The 18005-nt window shown below is 41.7% G+C and carries 14 protein-coding genes and 3 pseudogenes; 6 read left to right on the forward strand and 11 right to left on the reverse strand.

Going from position 1 to position 18005, the window contains the following annotated elements:
• Positions 1-167 precede the first annotated feature (167 nt).
• Positions 168-632 carry a YbhB/YbcL family Raf kinase inhibitor-like protein gene (locus tag NSTCB13_RS31215; RefSeq protein WP_445626645.1) on the reverse strand — a complete coding sequence of 155 codons (465 nt, stop codon included), beginning with the start codon at positions 630-632 and terminating at the stop codon, positions 168-170.
• 358 nt (positions 633-990) lie between these two features.
• Here NSTCB13_RS31215 and NSTCB13_RS31220 point away from each other — a divergent pair.
• The 3 genes and pseudogenes from NSTCB13_RS31220 to NSTCB13_RS31230 all read left to right on the forward strand — a co-directional run.
• Positions 991-1413 (forward strand): annotated as a pseudogene (locus NSTCB13_RS31220) (DUF389 domain-containing protein); the annotation flags it as partial.
• A 218-nt stretch (positions 1414-1631) separates the two neighbouring features.
• Positions 1632-3185, forward strand: coding sequence for a cation:proton antiporter (locus NSTCB13_RS31225; protein ID WP_448274906.1), 1554 nt, complete (start codon positions 1632-1634; stop codon positions 3183-3185).
• A gap of 412 nt (positions 3186-3597) precedes the next feature.
• A complete protein-coding gene (locus tag NSTCB13_RS31230) occupies positions 3598-4224 on the forward strand; it encodes a pentapeptide repeat-containing protein (protein ID WP_445626612.1) in 627 nt (208 codons plus the stop codon).
• 261 nt (positions 4225-4485) lie between these two features.
• Here the strand turns inward: NSTCB13_RS31230 and NSTCB13_RS31235 are convergent, their stop codons facing one another.
• Positions 4486-5040 (reverse strand): DUF3124 domain-containing protein, encoded by a 555-nt coding sequence (locus NSTCB13_RS31235; protein ID WP_448274908.1) that lies wholly within the window; start codon positions 5038-5040, stop codon positions 4486-4488.
• A gap of 69 nt (positions 5041-5109) precedes the next feature.
• Positions 5110-5787 carry a potassium channel family protein gene (locus tag NSTCB13_RS31240; protein ID WP_448266471.1) on the reverse strand — a complete coding sequence of 226 codons (678 nt, stop codon included), beginning with the start codon at positions 5785-5787 and terminating at the stop codon, positions 5110-5112.
• 128 nt (positions 5788-5915) lie between these two features.
• Between NSTCB13_RS31240 and NSTCB13_RS31245 the strand changes: the two genes are divergently transcribed.
• The 3 genes from NSTCB13_RS31245 to NSTCB13_RS31255 are packed head-to-tail and all read left to right on the forward strand — an operon-like array spanning position 5916 to position 7349.
• Positions 5916-6134 (forward strand): hypothetical protein, encoded by a 219-nt coding sequence (locus NSTCB13_RS31245; RefSeq protein WP_448274910.1) that lies wholly within the window; start codon positions 5916-5918, stop codon positions 6132-6134.
• Positions 6131-7093, forward strand: coding sequence for a DUF7453 family protein (locus NSTCB13_RS31250; protein WP_448274912.1), 963 nt, complete (start codon positions 6131-6133; stop codon positions 7091-7093). The genes NSTCB13_RS31245 and NSTCB13_RS31250 overlap by 4 nt, the downstream gene beginning before the upstream one ends.
• Positions 7083-7349 carry a PEP-CTERM sorting domain-containing protein gene (locus tag NSTCB13_RS31255; protein ID WP_448274913.1) on the forward strand — a complete coding sequence of 89 codons (267 nt, stop codon included), beginning with the start codon at positions 7083-7085 and terminating at the stop codon, positions 7347-7349. The genes NSTCB13_RS31250 and NSTCB13_RS31255 overlap by 11 nt, the downstream gene beginning before the upstream one ends.
• A 302-nt stretch (positions 7350-7651) precedes the next feature.
• Here the strand turns inward: NSTCB13_RS31255 and NSTCB13_RS31260 are convergent.
• From NSTCB13_RS31260 to NSTCB13_RS31295, 8 genes and pseudogenes are all read right to left on the reverse strand, one after another.
• Positions 7652-10658 (reverse strand): annotated as a pseudogene (locus NSTCB13_RS31260) (MFS transporter).
• A 357-nt stretch (positions 10659-11015) separates the two neighbouring features.
• Positions 11016-11549 carry a translation initiation factor IF-3 gene (gene infC, locus NSTCB13_RS31265; RefSeq protein WP_322673183.1) on the reverse strand — a complete coding sequence of 178 codons (534 nt, stop codon included), beginning with the start codon at positions 11547-11549 and terminating at the stop codon, positions 11016-11018.
• A gap of 631 nt (positions 11550-12180) precedes the next feature.
• Positions 12181-12336, reverse strand: coding sequence for a helix-turn-helix domain-containing protein (locus NSTCB13_RS31270; RefSeq protein ID WP_448274914.1), 156 nt, complete (start codon positions 12334-12336; stop codon positions 12181-12183).
• A 12-nt stretch (positions 12337-12348) separates the two neighbouring features.
• Complete coding sequence (locus tag NSTCB13_RS31275; RefSeq protein WP_448274916.1) at positions 12349-13542, reverse strand: hypothetical protein; 1194 nt, start codon at positions 13540-13542, stop codon at positions 12349-12351.
• Positions 13539-14618 carry a tetratricopeptide repeat protein gene (locus NSTCB13_RS31280; RefSeq protein WP_448274917.1) on the reverse strand — a complete coding sequence of 360 codons (1080 nt, stop codon included), beginning with the start codon at positions 14616-14618 and terminating at the stop codon, positions 13539-13541. The genes NSTCB13_RS31275 and NSTCB13_RS31280 overlap by 4 nt, the downstream gene beginning before the upstream one ends.
• The gene (locus NSTCB13_RS31285; protein ID WP_448274918.1) at positions 14596-14979 is read right to left on the reverse strand and encodes a hypothetical protein; all 384 of its coding nucleotides are present in this window, start codon (positions 14977-14979) and stop codon (positions 14596-14598) included. Before NSTCB13_RS31285 ends, NSTCB13_RS31280 begins: the two co-directional genes overlap by 23 nt.
• A gap of 3 nt (positions 14980-14982) precedes the next feature.
• Positions 14983-15720 (reverse strand): annotated as a pseudogene (locus NSTCB13_RS31290) (CHAT domain-containing protein); the annotation flags it as partial.
• Positions 15721-15845: 125 nt separating this feature from the next.
• Positions 15846-17867, reverse strand: a complete 2022-nt coding sequence (locus tag NSTCB13_RS31295; RefSeq protein WP_448274920.1) for a tetratricopeptide repeat protein — start codon at positions 17865-17867, stop codon at positions 15846-15848.
• Positions 17868-18005: the final 138 nt, after the last annotated feature.

An 18005-nucleotide genomic window follows, 5' to 3' on the forward strand; every position in this document is an offset into this window, starting at 1 on the left:
CCATCCGAACTGCTCCCACATAGAAAGTTTGTTCCATTCCTTGATGAACTCGGCTAATTTCCCGTTCTCTACCCTGAATAGCTCAATGTTTTTCTGCTCTTGCGGTGTATAGTTGTTTATCATCTTCCCCATGCTTACACCCTCCTTGGATTTTTAGAATTATGATGTCAGGACTCATAGACTCCAATCAGCCGTGCTTGCTCAATCACATGGTCAGCGATCGCATTAAGCAGTTGCTCGCGGTTGATATTTGGCTTCAGGTCAAGTTCTGCATCTAGGGCATACAACCAGAAATAGTAATGGTGAGGCCCATGTCCCTTTGGTGGAGCCGGCCCGGTATACCCTGGCTGATTAGTACTGTTCATACCTTCAGTAAATTTACTACCACCCGCCTCGGCAATCTGGTTAACCGTTGGCCCAATCCCATAGATTAGCCAGTGAGTAAACCCCTGTGGCAGGGGCGCATCTGGATCGTGGCAGATGAGTGCTAATTGCTGGGTTCCGGCTGGCAGTCCACTCCATTCCAAGGGAGGTGAGATGTTTTCACCGTCGCTGGTATACTGTTTCGGGATACGCTCACCAGAAGTAAATGCAGGGCTGGAAATCTGTAAATCCTTGATATTCAACGCCATTGTCTATTTCCTTTGGCAACAATCAGTGCACCTGTTACAACGGCCAAGGGACGGGGGTCAACGTCTGATTCATAATCTTCAAATTACAAGCTTTTAACTCTTACCATCCTACGGAAGCAATAGTGCGATCGCGTCTTCCTAGTGAAAGAGAACAACGGGAGCAACGCGAAAAAGTGAGATCCTCGTGAAATAAGCAGGGGGAGAAAGAGTTTGAGCCTTATTTACTTTTCTTTACATAGTTTGGTTTTATTGCATCGACTTACTTAATTGCTGAGATAACCAGTCCAAAAACTGTTGAAAATATTCTCCATTAAGTTTTGGATATTCATGTTGAAAATGTTTTCCCGTTAAGGGAGCGATCGCATCATCATTTATTTTTCGGTTGGCACCTGAGCTACAAACAGACTTGCTGGCAGAATCTACCCTAGACTCATTACATAATTTTGATTATTAGCTCCTGCGCAATCGCTACTTTAGGTTTATTCCAACAGTGCAGCCGTTATTATCGGTGCGACGATCGTTACCCCTCTGATGTTGCCAATTCGCGGGTTAGCTTTTGGTGCTTTGCAAGGGGATAATTGCTGTAGCAGTAGGCACGATGTTAGCGGTGGCGATCGCCTTGATTCTGGGTTTGCTGGTGGGATTGCCCAGCTATGGTAGTGAAGTGTTAGCGCGATCGAGACCAACGCTGTTAGATTTGGGAATTGCGATAGCGGCTGGTGGTATTAGTGGCTACGCGAAAATTGAGACAAAAATCTCTGGTAGTTTAGCGGGAACTGCGTTTGAGTGTCCGAGCAAGAGAACCTGTCACACCTCGGCAAGTGGAGTTATTAGAAGAATTTATCAAACGAGAGATGAGGCAACCATTCACTCTAATTTTTGAAGTTGGTCAAGTGGAGGAAATTAGAAATTCTGAACCCACACCCTGAACTTGCTAATTTGGCATGAATGAAGAGAGAATCTATCAGTCAAGTCAAACTAACTCTCTAAAACGCAATAGTGGATGTTACCGAATTAGTCAAAGTTTCAATTATTCTCTTGGTTGTGGCTACAGGAGTAGCTTTGCTGTCTCGAAGGTTGGGAATCCCTTATGTTACTGGTTTAGTATTAGCAGGTTTGCCCATCACTGAGTTATTGTCTCGTCGGATTGGTTTAAATCCAACCCTTGTTTTGGATCTTTTCTTACCAATTCTGATCTTTGAAGCTGGTATTAATACAGATGTCAGCCGCTTACGCAGTACCTTTAAACCAATTGCCTTACTAGCTGGCCCAGGGGCTGTGATTTCCAGTGTGATTATTGCCGTCCTATTGAAATTTGGGCTGGGACTGAGTTGGATACCTGCGTTATTTGTCGGAGTAATTCTGGCAAACACTGATACTGTTTCCATGATTGCTGTATTTAAGGAGATACCAGTACCCTCGCGCCTTTCCACCATTGTTGAAGGAGAAACTTTATTCAATGACGCTGCTGCCCTTGTTTCCTTCAACTTGATCGTGCAAGTATATTCAACAGGCTCACTCACATTTATCGAGGGAATCCAACAGCTGCTATTTATCTCTTTAGGAGGCTGCGTTGTCGGGTTAGTCTTGGGCTACTTGAGTATACCTGTATTCGCCCGTTTAGATGATGCCCTTGGCAGTCTTTTACTGACAGTCGCAGTTGCATTAGGAACTTTTCAGGCTGGGCAATTTCTCGGTGTATCAGGCCCTGTGGCTGTAGTTGTTGCTGGATTGATTTTCGGGAATTTTGGGCTTTCTCGCAATATTTCTGCTTCTAGCCGCATCACCTTGTTGAGTTTCTGGGAATATGCCAGTTTCACTGTCAACACCTTTATTTTTCTGTTGATTGGTGTAGAAATAAATTTGGTAACGCTTTGGAAAACTTTACCTGCAATTCTACTTGCAGTTTTGGCTTTTCAAGTCGGGCGAGTTCTTACAGTTTATCCGCTACTAGCAGTGGTTCGTTGGATTGACCGCCCAATTCCGCTGCGCTGGCAACATTTACTGTTTTTAGGCAACATCAAAGGTTCACTCTCAATGGCTCTGGCATTGAGTTTACCTATAACACTGCCAGGGCGAGAAGTCCTGATAGCTATAGTCTTCGGCTGTGTGCTGGTGTCGTTAGTGGGACAGGGTTTAAGTTTGCCTTGGGTGGTAAAACGTTTAAAATTATCTAAATTTTCCGAAATTCAACAACAAGTTGAAGAGCTGCAAGCCCAATTGATGACGGGTAAAGCAGCACAAGATGAATTAGATAGTCTGTTGAAATCAGGGGTATTACCAAAAGCCGTTTATGAAGAGATGCGTTCAGCTTATCAGGTACGAATTGCCGGTGCAGAAAAAACACTGCGGGAATTATATAATCGTCGCCCTGATGAGGTGGAAGGTAGAAGTGGCAAGAGCAGTAAACTTGAAGCCATTCGCCGCCGTTTACTGCTGGCAGAAAAAGGAGCGCTCAATGAGGCAATGCGGAAGCGAATTCTATCAGAAGAAATTGTGCGTGGACGGATACAAATTCTTGATGAACAATTGTTGAAATTGGAAGACGATTAAATATCAGTAAATCGCAAAGTTTTTTCCAAGAGAGTGAACGTCAAGATTTTGTAAATTGAGATACATTTTTTGCTGAACTATCTGAAATCGGAGGTGAGGAGTAATTACTTTTACTTATATGAAAGCAACTTCTCAAGTGTTCTAACCACATGAAATATAAATACCTTTAACAGTACCAAAAAGTTTTCAGACATCCTCTTAGCTCGACTTTATCCATTTTTTTCACAACGCGATCGCTTAAGCTGAAACCTTTGTAGGACAGTAGTTTTGCTTTTTTAACTTCATCGATAATCTGTGACGTTGAAAAAGTATTTGCCGAAAAGCTAAGGTTTTTGTCGGATAAAGAAAACCGAGTTCTTAATTTTGGATAAAGTCGAGCTTAGAGGATGTTGGTGATTGCGGAGGTGTATAGATGAGAATAACTGTTGAGGAGTTGTTGGAGCAGTATGCTGCTGGGGAAAGAGATTTTACTGGAGTTGACATTTTTCTGGAATTGAGGGAGGAAGGAATGTATGGCATCAATCTGAGTGGAGCTAACTTCAGATATGCCAACTTGCAAAGACTTATTACCTGTAGCCAAGGAATCAATTTGAGTGGCTCTGACTTGAGAGGTGTCAACTTGGAATACGCTCATTTTGAACGAGCCAACTTGAGCGGGGCTGATTTGAGTTACACCAACTTGTGGCGAGCTTGTTTTGACAACGCCAATTTGAGTAGAGCCGATTTGAGTGGCGGCACCTTGGATGAGGTTATTTTCTTCAAAGCTAATTTGAGGGAAGCTAATTTGAGCGGTGCTAGCTTGAGCCAAACTTGTTTCCTTTGTGCTGATTTGACTGAAGTTAACTTCAGTTTTGCCAGGTTTTATCAGACCGACTTCTCCGAAGCTAATTTGACTAGAGTTAACTTCAGAGGAACTCAGTTGGAAATCATCGATAATATCGAAAGTCTTGTACTCTGTGAAAGAGTTGTTTTCAAAGATACTCTTTTCAAAGATACCATCATGCCAGACGGTACTATCAGAACTAAATATATTGACTGAGAAAGCTATCAATTCTGTGTCGCCTAGAAGATATGTAAATAATTAATATTGAATGCTCAAATTAAGAAAATTCAGGACAAAGTTTCTTACTTTAATTGCTGTAAACGAGCAATGTCAAGAGGAATATATTCCCATGCGGAGCATAGGAACGAGGAATTAACTTGATTAGGAATTACGTTAACGTCCCGTAAAGCGAGTCCGCGTACTCTGTAAGAGTTGCAAGCTACACTTTTAGCGTCTGGTAGAGAGCGTGATTACGAATTATTTTAAAAGCGATCGCTTATCGTTATTTTGACTTTTAATTACCCTACTAGGACTGATAAAAGAAATTCCTTGCTGAAAGTCAGTGCCAATCATGACTGCTTCTACTATCGGTTCGGATAGTTCTGTTTGCGCTACCCACTCGACAATGAAGTTTGCGCCTAAACCTCCACTAGTGTCATTTCTATTGATAAAAAAATCTGTCGAAGCTAGCGCATCAAGTTGAATAGGGCGCTCTAAATACTGTTTAACTAGTTTCCCTTCTGAGTTGTAGTAGCGCACAGAAGTAATAATAATCGGATTGGTCAAATCTGTATTCCGAATACTAAGCGTAACTGCTAACTCAAAAATCTCTTGGCGATTGTGATGATAGATATGAGAGTAGACTGGAACATAAAGAGTTTGACCGCTTGCTATCTTAAAATTCTTATCCAGGGTCACTGTTTTTTGCAATGGGGTTGCTGGAATGGCATTGGGTTGTGACTTGGGTGTTGATTGACAAGATACAAGAAAAATAACAGCGATCGCTAAAAAAATATATCTATACAGCTTCATCAAAACTCACCAATTTTTTTATATGTGTAGCTGACCCTACCTAATAAACAGTTTAGGTAGGAATTGCGCTCAACATTTTTGTTCAATAAAATCAATGACTTGATGTAAGCATCTTGGTTTAGTCACAATCAGCACAGTTGAATGAGGTTCTAGTATTGTACTGCCGTTAGGAATGATCAAATCTTCGTGGGGATGAGATTGATAGCCAATAATTAGCGAACCAGTAGGGAATTGGGAATCTTGAGCAATTTCGGCAACGCTACGACCAGCAACATAGCAATTGTTGGGGATGGAAAGTTTCAGAACCTCAATCTGTCCCTGCTCAAAATGCATCATTGATTCTACTTGTGGATACTCAATGGCGTTCACCATTGTTGAAACTGATAGTTCAACAGTACTGACAATATGGTTAGCTCCAGCTATCCGCAATGGTTCGACAAAATCGGGGTGGCGCATCCGACTCAAAATATGGGTGACACCGTAGTGTTTCGCAAGAGTTACCATTGCCAAGTTTAAGGCATCACTTCTCAGAACTGCTGCCAAGGAACCGGCTTTGCGAATCCCAGCTTCTAACAATACTTCTGTACTCACAGCACTGCCTTCAAAAGCCATTGCTCCTACTTGTTCGCGGGCGTAGCGGCAAGCAATAGGGTCAATGTCAATTACAGCAACAGTATGCCCTAGTTCTACCAGTTTTTGCGCTAAACTTAAGCCCACTAAGCCCGCTCCACCAATCAGTACGTACATAGCTGTTCTTGATACTCTGTAACTTCTTGTTTCACTTTATAGATTAACAAGCAAATGAAGATGTAGCTTTGTTCCCAATTGCTCTGAACAAAATCCCAGTAAATCTTTTTTATAACAGGGATTTACAAATGCAGATTATAACCTTACAGTCCCACTGCATCCACGCATCTACAGCCTATCACCGAGTGGCAGGAGCATCAGGACAACCAAATGACATTGGTAATGGCATTATCCTTAAATATCATTACCATTGCGTTCCAGTGATTGCTAATTTTTGCGATCGCCTGTGCAATTCGGTATCGGTATATTTTTTAATAAAACTCTTTAAGAGCCATAAAAATCTATGACTGCAATCAAACACTTAGCAGTGGCAACAGTAGTTGGTTTTTCCCTGAGTTTGCTTACCACGGGCCAAGCCTTGTCCGCCTCCTTCACCTTTACAAAAATTGCTGATACTAAAGGCCCGTTTTCCTTACTGGAGGGCGATCAAGGGTTAGAACCCTCTATCAACGATGTAGGCACAGTGGTCTTTCGGGCTAATCTGAAAGCGGGGGGCAGTGGCATATTCACTGGTAACGGCACAACGATTACTACCATTGCTGACTCGCGCAATCTACCAGTTAAAGAATTCCAACGTCGTCCCTCCATTAACAATGCAGGTACAGTCGCCTTTTCTGCTTTATTAAATACAGACGACATTAATGGTGTATTTGTCGGTAACGGTGGAGCGATTACTACTATTGCTGATTCCAATGGTCCCTATGGACTCAGTAGGGGTGGTGGTTGGTTTCCGTCTATTAACAACTCAGGCATAGTGACATTTACTGCTTCTTTAGATGCAGGAGGAGCTGGTATCTTCGCTAGCGATGGTGGGGCAATCACTACTATCGCTGACAGTAGCGGCTTTTCTGACGTTGGGATTAGTGACATCAACAACAACGGCGCAGTTGCCTTTCGGGGTGTCCCTGTGGACGGTGCTGAAGGTATTTTCCTCAGCAATAACGGGACGATTACTACTATTGGTGACTCTAGTGGTCCCTTTAGCTTTTTAGTGGAGCTTTCTTTAAACAACAAAGGCACAGTAGCCTTCAATGCTTCGCTAGATGCGGTGGCTAGTCCCGTATTTACTGGTGATGGCATCTTTACTAGTAACGGTGATACAATTTCTACCATCGTTAATTCCAATGGAGCCTTTACAGGCGTTACTTCTCCTTCAATCAATGACAGGAATACAGTAGCCTTTCAGGCTACTCTAACAACCGGGGGCGAAGGCATTTTCATCGGTTCAGACCCCAGTGGCAGATAAAGTTATCGCTACTGGCGATTCTCTCTTCGGTTCCACGGTGACATATCTTGCTTTTAGTACTAAGGGGCTGAATAATTCTAACCAACTCGCGTTTGCAGCTGGTTTGGCTGATGGGAGCTTCGGGATTTTCCGTGCCCAGCTTGAAACTGAACCCCCAGCTTCTGTCCCTGAACCCTCTTCTGTTTTAAGTCTATTAGCTTCTAGTGTATGTGGTACAGGTCTATTGCTGAAGCATAAACAGAAAAAACAAAAATAACATAAATCATCTTCGCTCCCACATCCGTTCTGCCACATTATTCTTACACTAGACCTATTGCAAAAGTCACGTCGCTTTGCTCTGAATTCAAAATTCAAAATTCAAAATTATTATTCCCATAACCTCAGTTCGGGAAAAGTCAGGTTTATTCACCTCTAACTAGCTAAAACAACACAAGCACGTTAATATATCCCAAAATCAAGCAACGGTGTAATGAGGGTTTCAGTTGAGCGTTTTTTCTGACTACTTTTTATCTAAGTCGCATTAAAATGTCAAATTCACAAATTCCAAAGAAGGTATTTTCAATTGTAATTTTTGAATTGGTATTTTTCGAGTAACTCTTTAACTTGAGCGGACACTAAAGGATGTGGATCTTTTTGTAACTGGGGGAGGATTTGCAGGAGAACGCGATATGAAACCATATTTAAATATGCGATCGCAGCTTCTCTGACAAAGCCGGTGGGATGACGCAAACTCATTAGTATCTCAGAACTGGTCAGTCGGATGCGTGTCACTTGAGCATAATGAAAACAACAAGCTAGACACCAATCAGAAAGAAAATTACCTAACATCAGCAATCTGTGGAGGCGATCGCTAACTACCATGTTCTCATATTCTACGATCTTGGCTTCGACAAGATATTGCAATTTTTCTGTTTGTGGTCGGTTGTCTAAAATATTCAGCAATAAAGATTTTGAAGGCAAAGTTATGGTATGCTCTAAGATTTCTAACCCCCGCGCTAAGTTTACCACTGAGAGCGATCGCAGATTGAAGGATGCTGCCTGCATCTTTTCTGGCGAGTAAAGCAGTTTTAGTAATAGTAAAAGCCGCTCTTTCACATCTAATTCCAATTCTAGAAGGGCGCGTTGCAATAATTCCGAGACAATCACAATCCTTTGATTGGATTGATAATTTTCTTTTTGGTCTAGTGTTTGGAAGTCAATGTATGCGGCGTAAATTTCACCTAAAAATTTTAATTCCTGCTTAATTAAATTTTCTACCCGACTTTCATAAAATCGATCTACTAAACCTTTAATTCCTGGTTGTTTGTGGATTTTTAGTAAGCTGCGAAGAATATGATCCCTAGTAGTACCCCAGGAGATTTCCAAGTTTTCCCATAAAGTCTCCAATGCTTGCTGGGTACCGACTTGAGCAATGGTACGCCAAGCATACATCCGCACTACTTCTGGTTTGTAAATATTGGTTGCCAACCGCAACAGCATTTCTAAAGCTTCATTTTCCAGTCGCACTAGGGCTGACATGGCTGTACTGCGGGTTGATTTGTAATAAAGTGCTGCAATCAGTGCCGAATAATACTCTTCTAAATGAGTGGCTGAAATCATTTCTAATACGGCACAGCGCACCCGTAACGACTCATCTTGTAATAAATTCGGGATATGAATCCGCAACGCCTGCAAATAAACTGCTTCTCTGAGCGCTCTGACTCCATTCACCCGTTCCCGTTCTTGCTTATGAGTCAGCATCCGGCGCATGGTTTGAGTAGCTGCTACCTTTTGCATCGGCGTTCCCTGGCGTAAGACTAAAGCGGCGGCGGTGGCGCGGATGAGTGAGTTTTGTCGGGGGTGTAAATATCCTTCTAAGAGGCTTAAATTAGGATTTGGTTCAGCCAGCCAAACGTAGCGCAGCGCTAAAGCAAAAACTTCGGGGTTAGTTTCTTGGGATTCTTCTAACAAAGGACGGATGGTAGCTAAATAAACCGGGTTTACGCCTCCCATCAGCATCACTTCCAAACTTTGGCGCTGCAAATCTGGAGTTAACTTCACTAGTAGCGGGGCTAAAACTTCCGCCGCGCCTTGGGAGTCAATTTGGGCTAAAAGTTCAATACAAGAGCGTTTATCAGCCTCAGAGCCTTTTTCTGCTAAAGCTTTGACTACACCCTGTTTGAAAAATCGCAAGCCGACATTGCTTGCACTCAAGTGACCCCCGCGCCACACTCAAGACTAACAGTTCCACATAGCGCGATCGCAATTCCCAAACTACTGTTAAACAAGTGCCAGTTATCAGCATGGTTTCTGCTACTAACACCCATTTTTGTAGTGATACGGGTACAAACCGCCCACAAACCAAGATAGTTACAAAAATTAGCGCTCCTGTCAAACCTGTGGCGATCGCTTCAGCAGTTCCGCCAGATAAAGTCTGCATCCGGCTGCGAATTCCCTCTGGAATCGGTTGGTACAGGATGGGGCCGCTACTCATGACAAAGGTGTAGCGCAGAAGTTCATCGCAGAATTTGACAATTATCAAACCCCAGAAAAAGCTTTGCGATTGGATGGCTGGAATTAAATGCAGCAATACCAGCACTCCTGGGAGTGAAAAGCCGACGGTGATTGGTAAAAGCGTTGCAGTGAAAAATACCCCCATCCGTTCGATGAGTCGGCTGGAAAAAAACCACTGCAACAACAACTCACACAGTCCCAACATCCCACCAAAAAGACCCAAAAAGCTCGCAAGTTCTCGGTCGCTCAAATTGGATTGGAGTTCGCGCAGATACTGAAAATCTATTAACAACCCAATAACTTGCAATAGTCCCACAAAAGCAAACAACTGCCAGACGTAGCGCTTCAGTGGACTTTTAATGAAACGCTCTTGTGAAGCTTGTTGTTCAGGAGCTAGTCTTTGTGGGGTTTCAGGAAAAGCTGCTCGATAATGATGAGTTAAATAGAATAGAATTCCCGATCCTAATAAAATCACCATACAGGCGATGAGGACGATCTTATTCAGCGTGGTATATTGCAATAGCCAAGGTAAACTAAAGCCACTGATTACATCTGCTACTAAAAGCCCACTACTCACCAGTGGGTAAGTTCGTTTAATCTCCCGAATATTAAATATTTGATTGGCGACGATCGAGGTGTTGAGGTCATTGACCACATAAAGTGCATCTACCCATAGCCGCAGCAGAAATGCCGAAATCACTGCCAGGTAGGAAAAATGATATCCCCAACGTAATACAACTAATAAAACTAATGGCATCAACATGCAAGGTGCGATCGCCACAATTACCCGACGTAAGGGAAAAATCTTTTGCAGCCAAGAGTATAAAAAAACCAGTCCGGCACTCATTGCCGCACTAGCAATGTACATCCACGGCAGTAGATGAGTCCCATATTCATCCAAAAACAGCGCCACCGTACTGTCTTCTGCCCACCGCAATCCTACACAGACAATTGTGTAAAAAAGAAACATTATTTGGGTGCGTTCGCTCTCCTCTGGTCGGAGATTCACCCACTGTAGTAGTCGTGGTAAAGCAACTTTATTTGCAGCCAACCAGTGATTTTTCAGTTCCATGCAGTTTTATTTTCTGGTAGTATCACCGCGCATTGGGAAGCGGGGCAGGGGGCAGGGAGCAGGGGGCAGGGGACAGGGGGCAGGGGGCAGGGGGCAGGGAGCAGGGAGCAGGGGGACAGGGGGAGAAAAATACTTTTTGTCTTCCTTGTCTTCCTTGTCTCTCATTTCCTGGAAATAGCAACAGTCCTGAGCAACTGAGTATTATGTTTCCCATTCAGTCTTCAGGACTATCGATTTTAGATAAATTTAAATAACCTCAAAACTTTGGGCGCATATTGCATCGGAAAGAAACATCAAAAAATCCCCTGGCCAGAAGTCAGGGGATTTTCAAACTTAGTCTATTAAACAGTTAGAGAATTATTTTTTAGGCGAGATGAGCATCATCATGTTTCGTCCTTCTTTTTTAGGCGCTTGTTGAAGCTCACCAAAAGGCTCTAAATCCGTTGCCATTCGCTTGAGCAAATCTTCTGCTAGGTCGCTGTGTTGAATTTCTCGACCCCGGAACATCACAGTTGCTTTGACTTTATCGCCATCTTTCAAAAAGCGCTCTGCTTGCTTAACACGCACATTGTAGTCGTGTTCTTCTATTTTGTAGCGCATCTTAACTTCTTTGACATCAGCCGTGTGCTGTTTTTTCCGGGCTTCCCGCGCCTTTTTCTCCTGTTCAAACTTGTATTTCCCGTAGTCCATAATCCGACAAACCGGCGGGTCAGCTTTATCGCTGATTAGCACCAAATCTAGCTCTTTTTCTTCTGCTAGTTGTAGTGCTTCCTGTGGGAGCATAATTCCCAGTTGGGCACCGTCAGTGTCAATGACCCGAATTTTCGGGAAGCGAATTCGTTCGTTAATTTGGGGCAGATCGCGAGTTCTTTTCTTCTCAATCACAGCCATTATGATTTGTAGGAGCTCTTAAATGAAGGATTTAGTGTGGTCTAAATTGCTATGCCTCAGAGGCAAAATACAGAAGTAACTCAGGACTGAAAACATAGTCTCCAGTTCTAGGGTAACTAATCTATAAAATAGTTGCCTCGTTGTATTTGTCATTTTACTCAGTCTGAGAGAATTTCTCTGCAATAGTTAATCTAAATTACACAACCTAGACTCATATTAAATATTATTACAATTATTTAGCAAGACTTTTGGCGATCGCGTAACCGCTCACTGTAGGCGATCGCATTGAGCAACATCATCATAACTCGCCCTTAAGCGTTTTCATTAAAGAGTCCAGTCTTGGTGATGGTTCGTGGGCTTTTAGAGAAAGCATTATCTCCCCAACCCCAAATCTTTGATGAAAACCTATGTACAACAAGAATAAAGTTGGATACTCAGAGGGGCTAAAAATCCTAATTTTCCGTTTGATATCGAACAGGCTTGAAAAAATAAAGTTGGAAACTCTAACCTAATTTGTCTTACATCTAGCCTTCGCTGCAAATAATAAAGTCGGAAACTGTTACATAAGTATAAATACTACTTAATACCAGGCAATTGAGCTTTTGGCTGAGAAGATAAAGTGCGATCGCACTCACCCTATATCCACGATAGAAAATTCCCTGCCCTTATTATCATCTGGTTCAAATTCCAAAACCTCACCAGGTTGACAATTTAATACCTTGGAAACCTCGTTTAAGTTTTCTGGTGCTAATCCTGGCATTTCATCAAACTTGCGAAGTCTATACAATTGAAAACCAACCTAATTTTTTATATTCACTGGATTAACTGCGGTTTTTTTGAGTTTTTCTATCCGGCGTTGGAGAACCTTTACACGTCCTGAATCTCCAAGGAAAATATAGCCTACTCTTGCTTGGCTATAATGCTCCAACGCTTGCTTAGGCTCATTAATCGCAGCATATACCTGACCTAAACTATACTGAGCTAATGTCCAATCTTCCATATCTTCTAATCCTTGAACTGAGTCGATCGCTTTGAAATAATTGGCTTCTGCTAGATGGACAAGCCCAGTTTGCCAGTAGAGATCGCCTAAAGTACGGGAAATTAGGGGCGATTGCTTCCCTTGTTGAATCAAAGATTCTAAAAGTGCGATCGCTTCACCAGTTAAACTATATGTCTCGAAAGTCTTGGCAGGCAATTTATAGGCTGAAATAACAGATTCAGGCAAAACATAGTTACCGTAAAAACTCGCCAAACTTAAAGCAGATGCTTCGTTACTCAAAGGTGTGGGAGAAATTTTGGCAGCTTTAACTTTTACCAGAGTGGCTTCAGATTGACGTAAGATAACAAATTCTAGGTTAGAAGCCTTTTGCTCACGATTGGGGGCAATATCTTCCTGAGAAGATTTTCCCGTATTAGTGCGTATATTCAGAGAATAAGGGAGTCCAGTCTCTAAAGGCTTACCAGTATAAATTATTTGATTTTCCTTGGTTTTGGTTCTCCACATTACGCCTTTTGGCCCTGTTACCTCAACGCTGTATTCTGTCACTCCAGATACTGGGTGCCAGCGGAGTAGGGGAGTAGCACTCAGTAACAAAGCATGACGGGGAGTAATTACATAGGGAATAGAAGCATCAACCCCACCCAATGTTTCCGTAGCTTGAGAACCTCTGGACTCTGCATTTGCCCAGTTAATACAAAGTGAACCCATACCTGATACTACCCCTGCTCTCACCAGCACAGGGTTATTTACTCCTGGACATTGGATATAGACTCTAACTCCAATGTCTGGAAAAATTTGATCGCCCTGATATAACTCCGTTGCAGGGCGAACAGGGAGCCAATCTGTTCGCTTTTCGCGTTGAACTCTCACCTTACCTTTGCCAGCAATAGATTGGATGCGGGCAGTTTGGGCAATGGCAGATAATGGCAGGGTAATGATTGCCAATGCTAGTACAAAGACTGTGAATTTCGGTGTTTTCCCGTGATGAATCATTTACCTGTCTCCTGGGGCGTTAAGCGCTTTTGAGCGATCGCAGCCCATTCATCTTGTTCGGGAATGGTAATGTTGGCATACTGGTTGCAAGTTTTCCACTCTGTCAGTGCTGCTTTTTTATCTTTCTGAGCTTCCATTACTTGTGCTAAAAGGCAATGAGGAGCAGCAATTTCATAATTTTCTAGCTTTACAGTAGATTTTAAGTTGATTGCTTCTAATAACTTGGCTTCTGCATCTGGGTAGTTTCCTTGCTTGAATCTTGCCCAACCAAGATTTTTGAGAACTGCATATTTAGTTTTCGCATCCAAAGGTTGTTTTTTATCTGTATCTAATGCTTTTAATAATAAAGAAACCGCAGCAGCATATTCTTTTTTCATAATGTTGAGTCGTGCCAAATTATTGGTAGCCACAGGAATACCGCCTTGAATCGCTAGTTGATATTGGGGGCGAGCTTGATCTATCAGTTGTAAGTCTTCGTAAAGTAAGCCCAATTGGAAATGTGCTTGAGCATCATCGGCATTAAGTTGAATTGCTCGTTTAAATTGTTCTTCAGCACTGCTCCAATCACCATTTCTCCGGCTTTCAATTCCGGGATTTGTATAAAAGTTTGTGCCAATTTGTGGTAAAGATTGGCGAAGAATAAAGAAGATACATACTACTATCAGAGAACCTAATGCACCTAGCTCATGCCAATACTTTTCTGGGATATTAATCGCTTTGAGAAAGCTTTTGAGGGCTTCTTGTCCCGCTTTTGTCAGTGCGCCACCTGCTACTAAAAGGGTGAGGACGCTTTGGGCACTGACTGTAAAAGCTCCAAAGGAATCGGGGCCACCTGTGAGAAAGCGGGGGGCAATATCACCCATTAAACCCAGGGAAACAGTGAGGAAGGTAACAGAAACACCACTCCATAGCCAATCGAAGCGATCGCTCCACGGATTTGTAGAAGCTTTGAGAAACCACCACCAATAGGCTTCTTTAGGGCTAAAGCTGGCTCGCCAATCAGCAGATTGAGTAAAAGGTGCGATCGCTCCTGCTTGTTTTCTTAAGGTTTCATCAAGTTGGCTCAGTTTCTCCAAACTTGCGCCAGAGGGAGGAGCTAATTCTGGTGAGGTTTTGATGATTTCTAGTAAAGCTTGTAGGCGATCGCGTGTGGGTCAGCACTTCTAAGATAAGAGCAGGTAGAGATTGATTCTCAGCCGCAGTTTCCTTTACAGGTGTTATTGGCGATAACAGATATAGAGAATTACCTGTGTCTGGTGTCTTAGTTCCTACAGTTGAATGCAACTTAGTAGCAGCAGGCTGTTCGGTATTCTCAGATTTAGGGGGAGTGACAGCAGATGGCGTTGCTGGGTTTGTGGCTTGCACCAATCTTTGTAAAACAGTAGCATACTGTTCAATTGCCTGTTCTAGGGTTGTAGAGATGTTTGATTGGGCCATAGTCTACAATCCATTGCCAATAAGAATGAACGGTGCCCAATAGTAAGGATGGCTGAGATCATGATTAATGAGGTTTGTTGAAGCATTCTGAGGAACTGTAAAGTTCACACTGCTACGATCGCTTGCTATTGTCTGGCTTTGAATATGCAGCATTTTTAATTGTGCTTGACGCATAGCTTCTGCTTTAGTTTTCCCCTGCTGTAGTAAATCATAAAATGCATTCATTAAGAACTCAGTGCTACTATCATTGACTGCCCAAAGAGAAGCGATCGCTGCTCTAGCTCCTGTACGCTGAAACTGATAGCCTAAACCGAGAATTTCAACTCCATCGCCTAATCCGCCTAAGCCTGTTTCACAAGCACTCAGCACTACCAGATCGACTTTTGGCAAAGACCAATTTTCAATATCTCGCAGTGTCGCCCATTCTCCATCACCAAACAGAATAAACGAATCTTCTGGTTTTCCTATCAAAAAAGCTGCATGGGTGGCAAAGTGAAGAATGTTGTAATCATTCATTCGTGGTAGGGTTGCACGCTTACTAAAGTCGCGATCAAGTAACTTAGTTGTACCTGGCATGAGTTTTGCCAAACTCTCAACTTCTCTACCTGCAAAGGGCAGTCCAGAAAATTCTAGAATTTGATTATCAATCTGAACTTTGTAGTATCCCTTAGTAAAAGCAGCTGCTAAAACACGGGGATGCGGTTGAGGTTTAGGAGTCAAATCATCGAGCGATCGCGCTGTAAGAGCTGATTCGTAAAGAAAATCTGAAGGATACTCAACTCGTTACTAGGTCTGAGTTTCAGCGAATAAGTATTTTTTTGACTCAAATTCCTGAAATCCTTGCAAGACAAGTACTTTACTTGAGTTTACAAATTAGCTCTAATGGAGTTAACGGCAAATCTTTCTACTAGCCATTGCTTGCCGTCATACAATGCTGCTAAGGGAAGATAGCGCAGTTGAGCATCTGGGGCGTAAATAATAGTTTTAGCGTCTGCTGCTTCTAAATCTGACTCTAATGGCTTAATTAACCAATTATAAAGCTTGTGAGCAATTGATTTGACATCAATATCTTTATTTTCAACTTTGTTGCGGAACTCTGCGATCGCTTGATTGAGTTCGCTGCGAGTCACTTTCACTGTTCGTCGCAAAGGAGGTGTATCGGGTGTTGTCAAAATTAGCTCTAATCGATCTTCGGCAATAAACGGATACAGTAACACTGCGTTGGGAATTTGTGCCAGTTCATTGCGGGTATCTGTCAAGTCTGCCAAATCTAAATTTTGCCTACGAGTAGCCTGGTTTAGCTTGCCAAGCAATGTATTAACTTCTCTACTTTCGATAAACTGATTAAACTGTTTATTAATGTCTTGTTCAATATAAGATAATTTTTCAATTCTTTGCTGCTGTGCTGGTGTACGTTTCTCGTCGGGAATCTGATGCAGTTGGGTTAATTCTTTACCAATCTCAATAGCTCGTTTTTGAATTTCTCCATATTTTTCTAAAATCTGCTGTTCTAATGGTAAGTTTTCTATGCCTCTAATGCTCTCTTGACTACCTCTTACATTGTGCAAGTAGTCTTGTAGTTCTTGTATTTTGAGTAGGTCTAAAACTTTTTGTGCTTCTAGTACCCGGCCTTGTTTTAAGAGTAAATCAGCTAGTTGGCGATAGGTATTAGCAACGGTTTGTGTATAGGATTCTTGATGCTCACGGGGCAGAGTTTGTATGTCTCGACGAATACTTTCTGTGACGTTCACAGCTTGTTTGTAAAAAATAATAGCAAGTTCTGGTTTACGTTGGGTGAGCAAATCACCAATCGCGCTTAAAGTAATTCGCTCACTTGTGCGATCGCCAATTTCCTGACTAATAGCCAAAGCTTGCTGATATAATTCTAAAGACTTGCTAAAATTGTTTTTGACTTTATAAAAATTACCTAAACTATTTAAATTTCTACCTTCATATTGACGGTCACCAATTACACGGGAAATTTGTAAGGCTTGATTTAATAAATCAAAACTTTTTTCACAGTTTTGCAAAGCTAGATAAGCATCACCCATAGCATTTAGGGTATGTCCTTCTTCTTGGCTACTAACAGCTTGGCGATATAAAGTTAAAGCCTGTTGATAAAATTCTAAAGCTTTAGTATGTAAACCTTGTTGGGCATAAACATACCCAATTCCACTTACAGAAAATCCTTGGAGTTCAGGTTCATTAATATTTTTTAAAGCAACCACGGATTGTTGATAATATTCCAGAGAATCAGAATATCGTCCTAATTCTAAATAAATATTGCCAATGCCTTGTAAGGTGATACCCTCCCCTCTTTTATCCTTTAAAGTCCGACGAATTTCTAAAACAGCCTCATATTTCTTTAAAGCATCAGCATACTTTCCTAAGTTGTAATAGGTATAACTCATATTATCGAGTATTTTACCTAATTCAACTAAGTTGTTTAATTGCTTAAATATAATTAGCGCTTTGTTATATGCTGATAAAGCTGCGGGGTAGCGTCCTAAAGAATCGTAGGTAATACCTAAATTATTCAATTGATTGGCTTCTAGCGTCTTTTCTCCTAGTTCTTGGAAAATTTTTATAGCTTCTTTGTAGGCAATAATTGCATCTCTTCCATCTCTATATTTTTTATTTAACTTGTAATAAGTACGACCTAACCTACTATAGGTTAAGCCTATCCCTTTACGATCATTAATTTGATAAAATATTATCAAAACTTGTTTATAAATATTAATGGCTGCTTCATATTTGCCATTCTTATATTGCTGGTCTCCTTGATTAACTAATTGTTCGGCTCTGGTTTTAATAACCCATTCTTGCAAACTTTGATTTCTTGCAAGGATAGGCAGAGAATATACTGCTTCATTCCGAAAGGCACTCAATAAGATTATTACAATAGTTATACTAAATCGATATAAATGATGACATTTACTATAAAAAGCCATACATATAGCCTAAAAAGTTCGGCAATATACTGCTTAAATTGCAGCAAATTTTATATAATTATTTGTTATATTGAT

Source organism: Nostoc sp. DSM 114160, assembly GCF_053470305.1.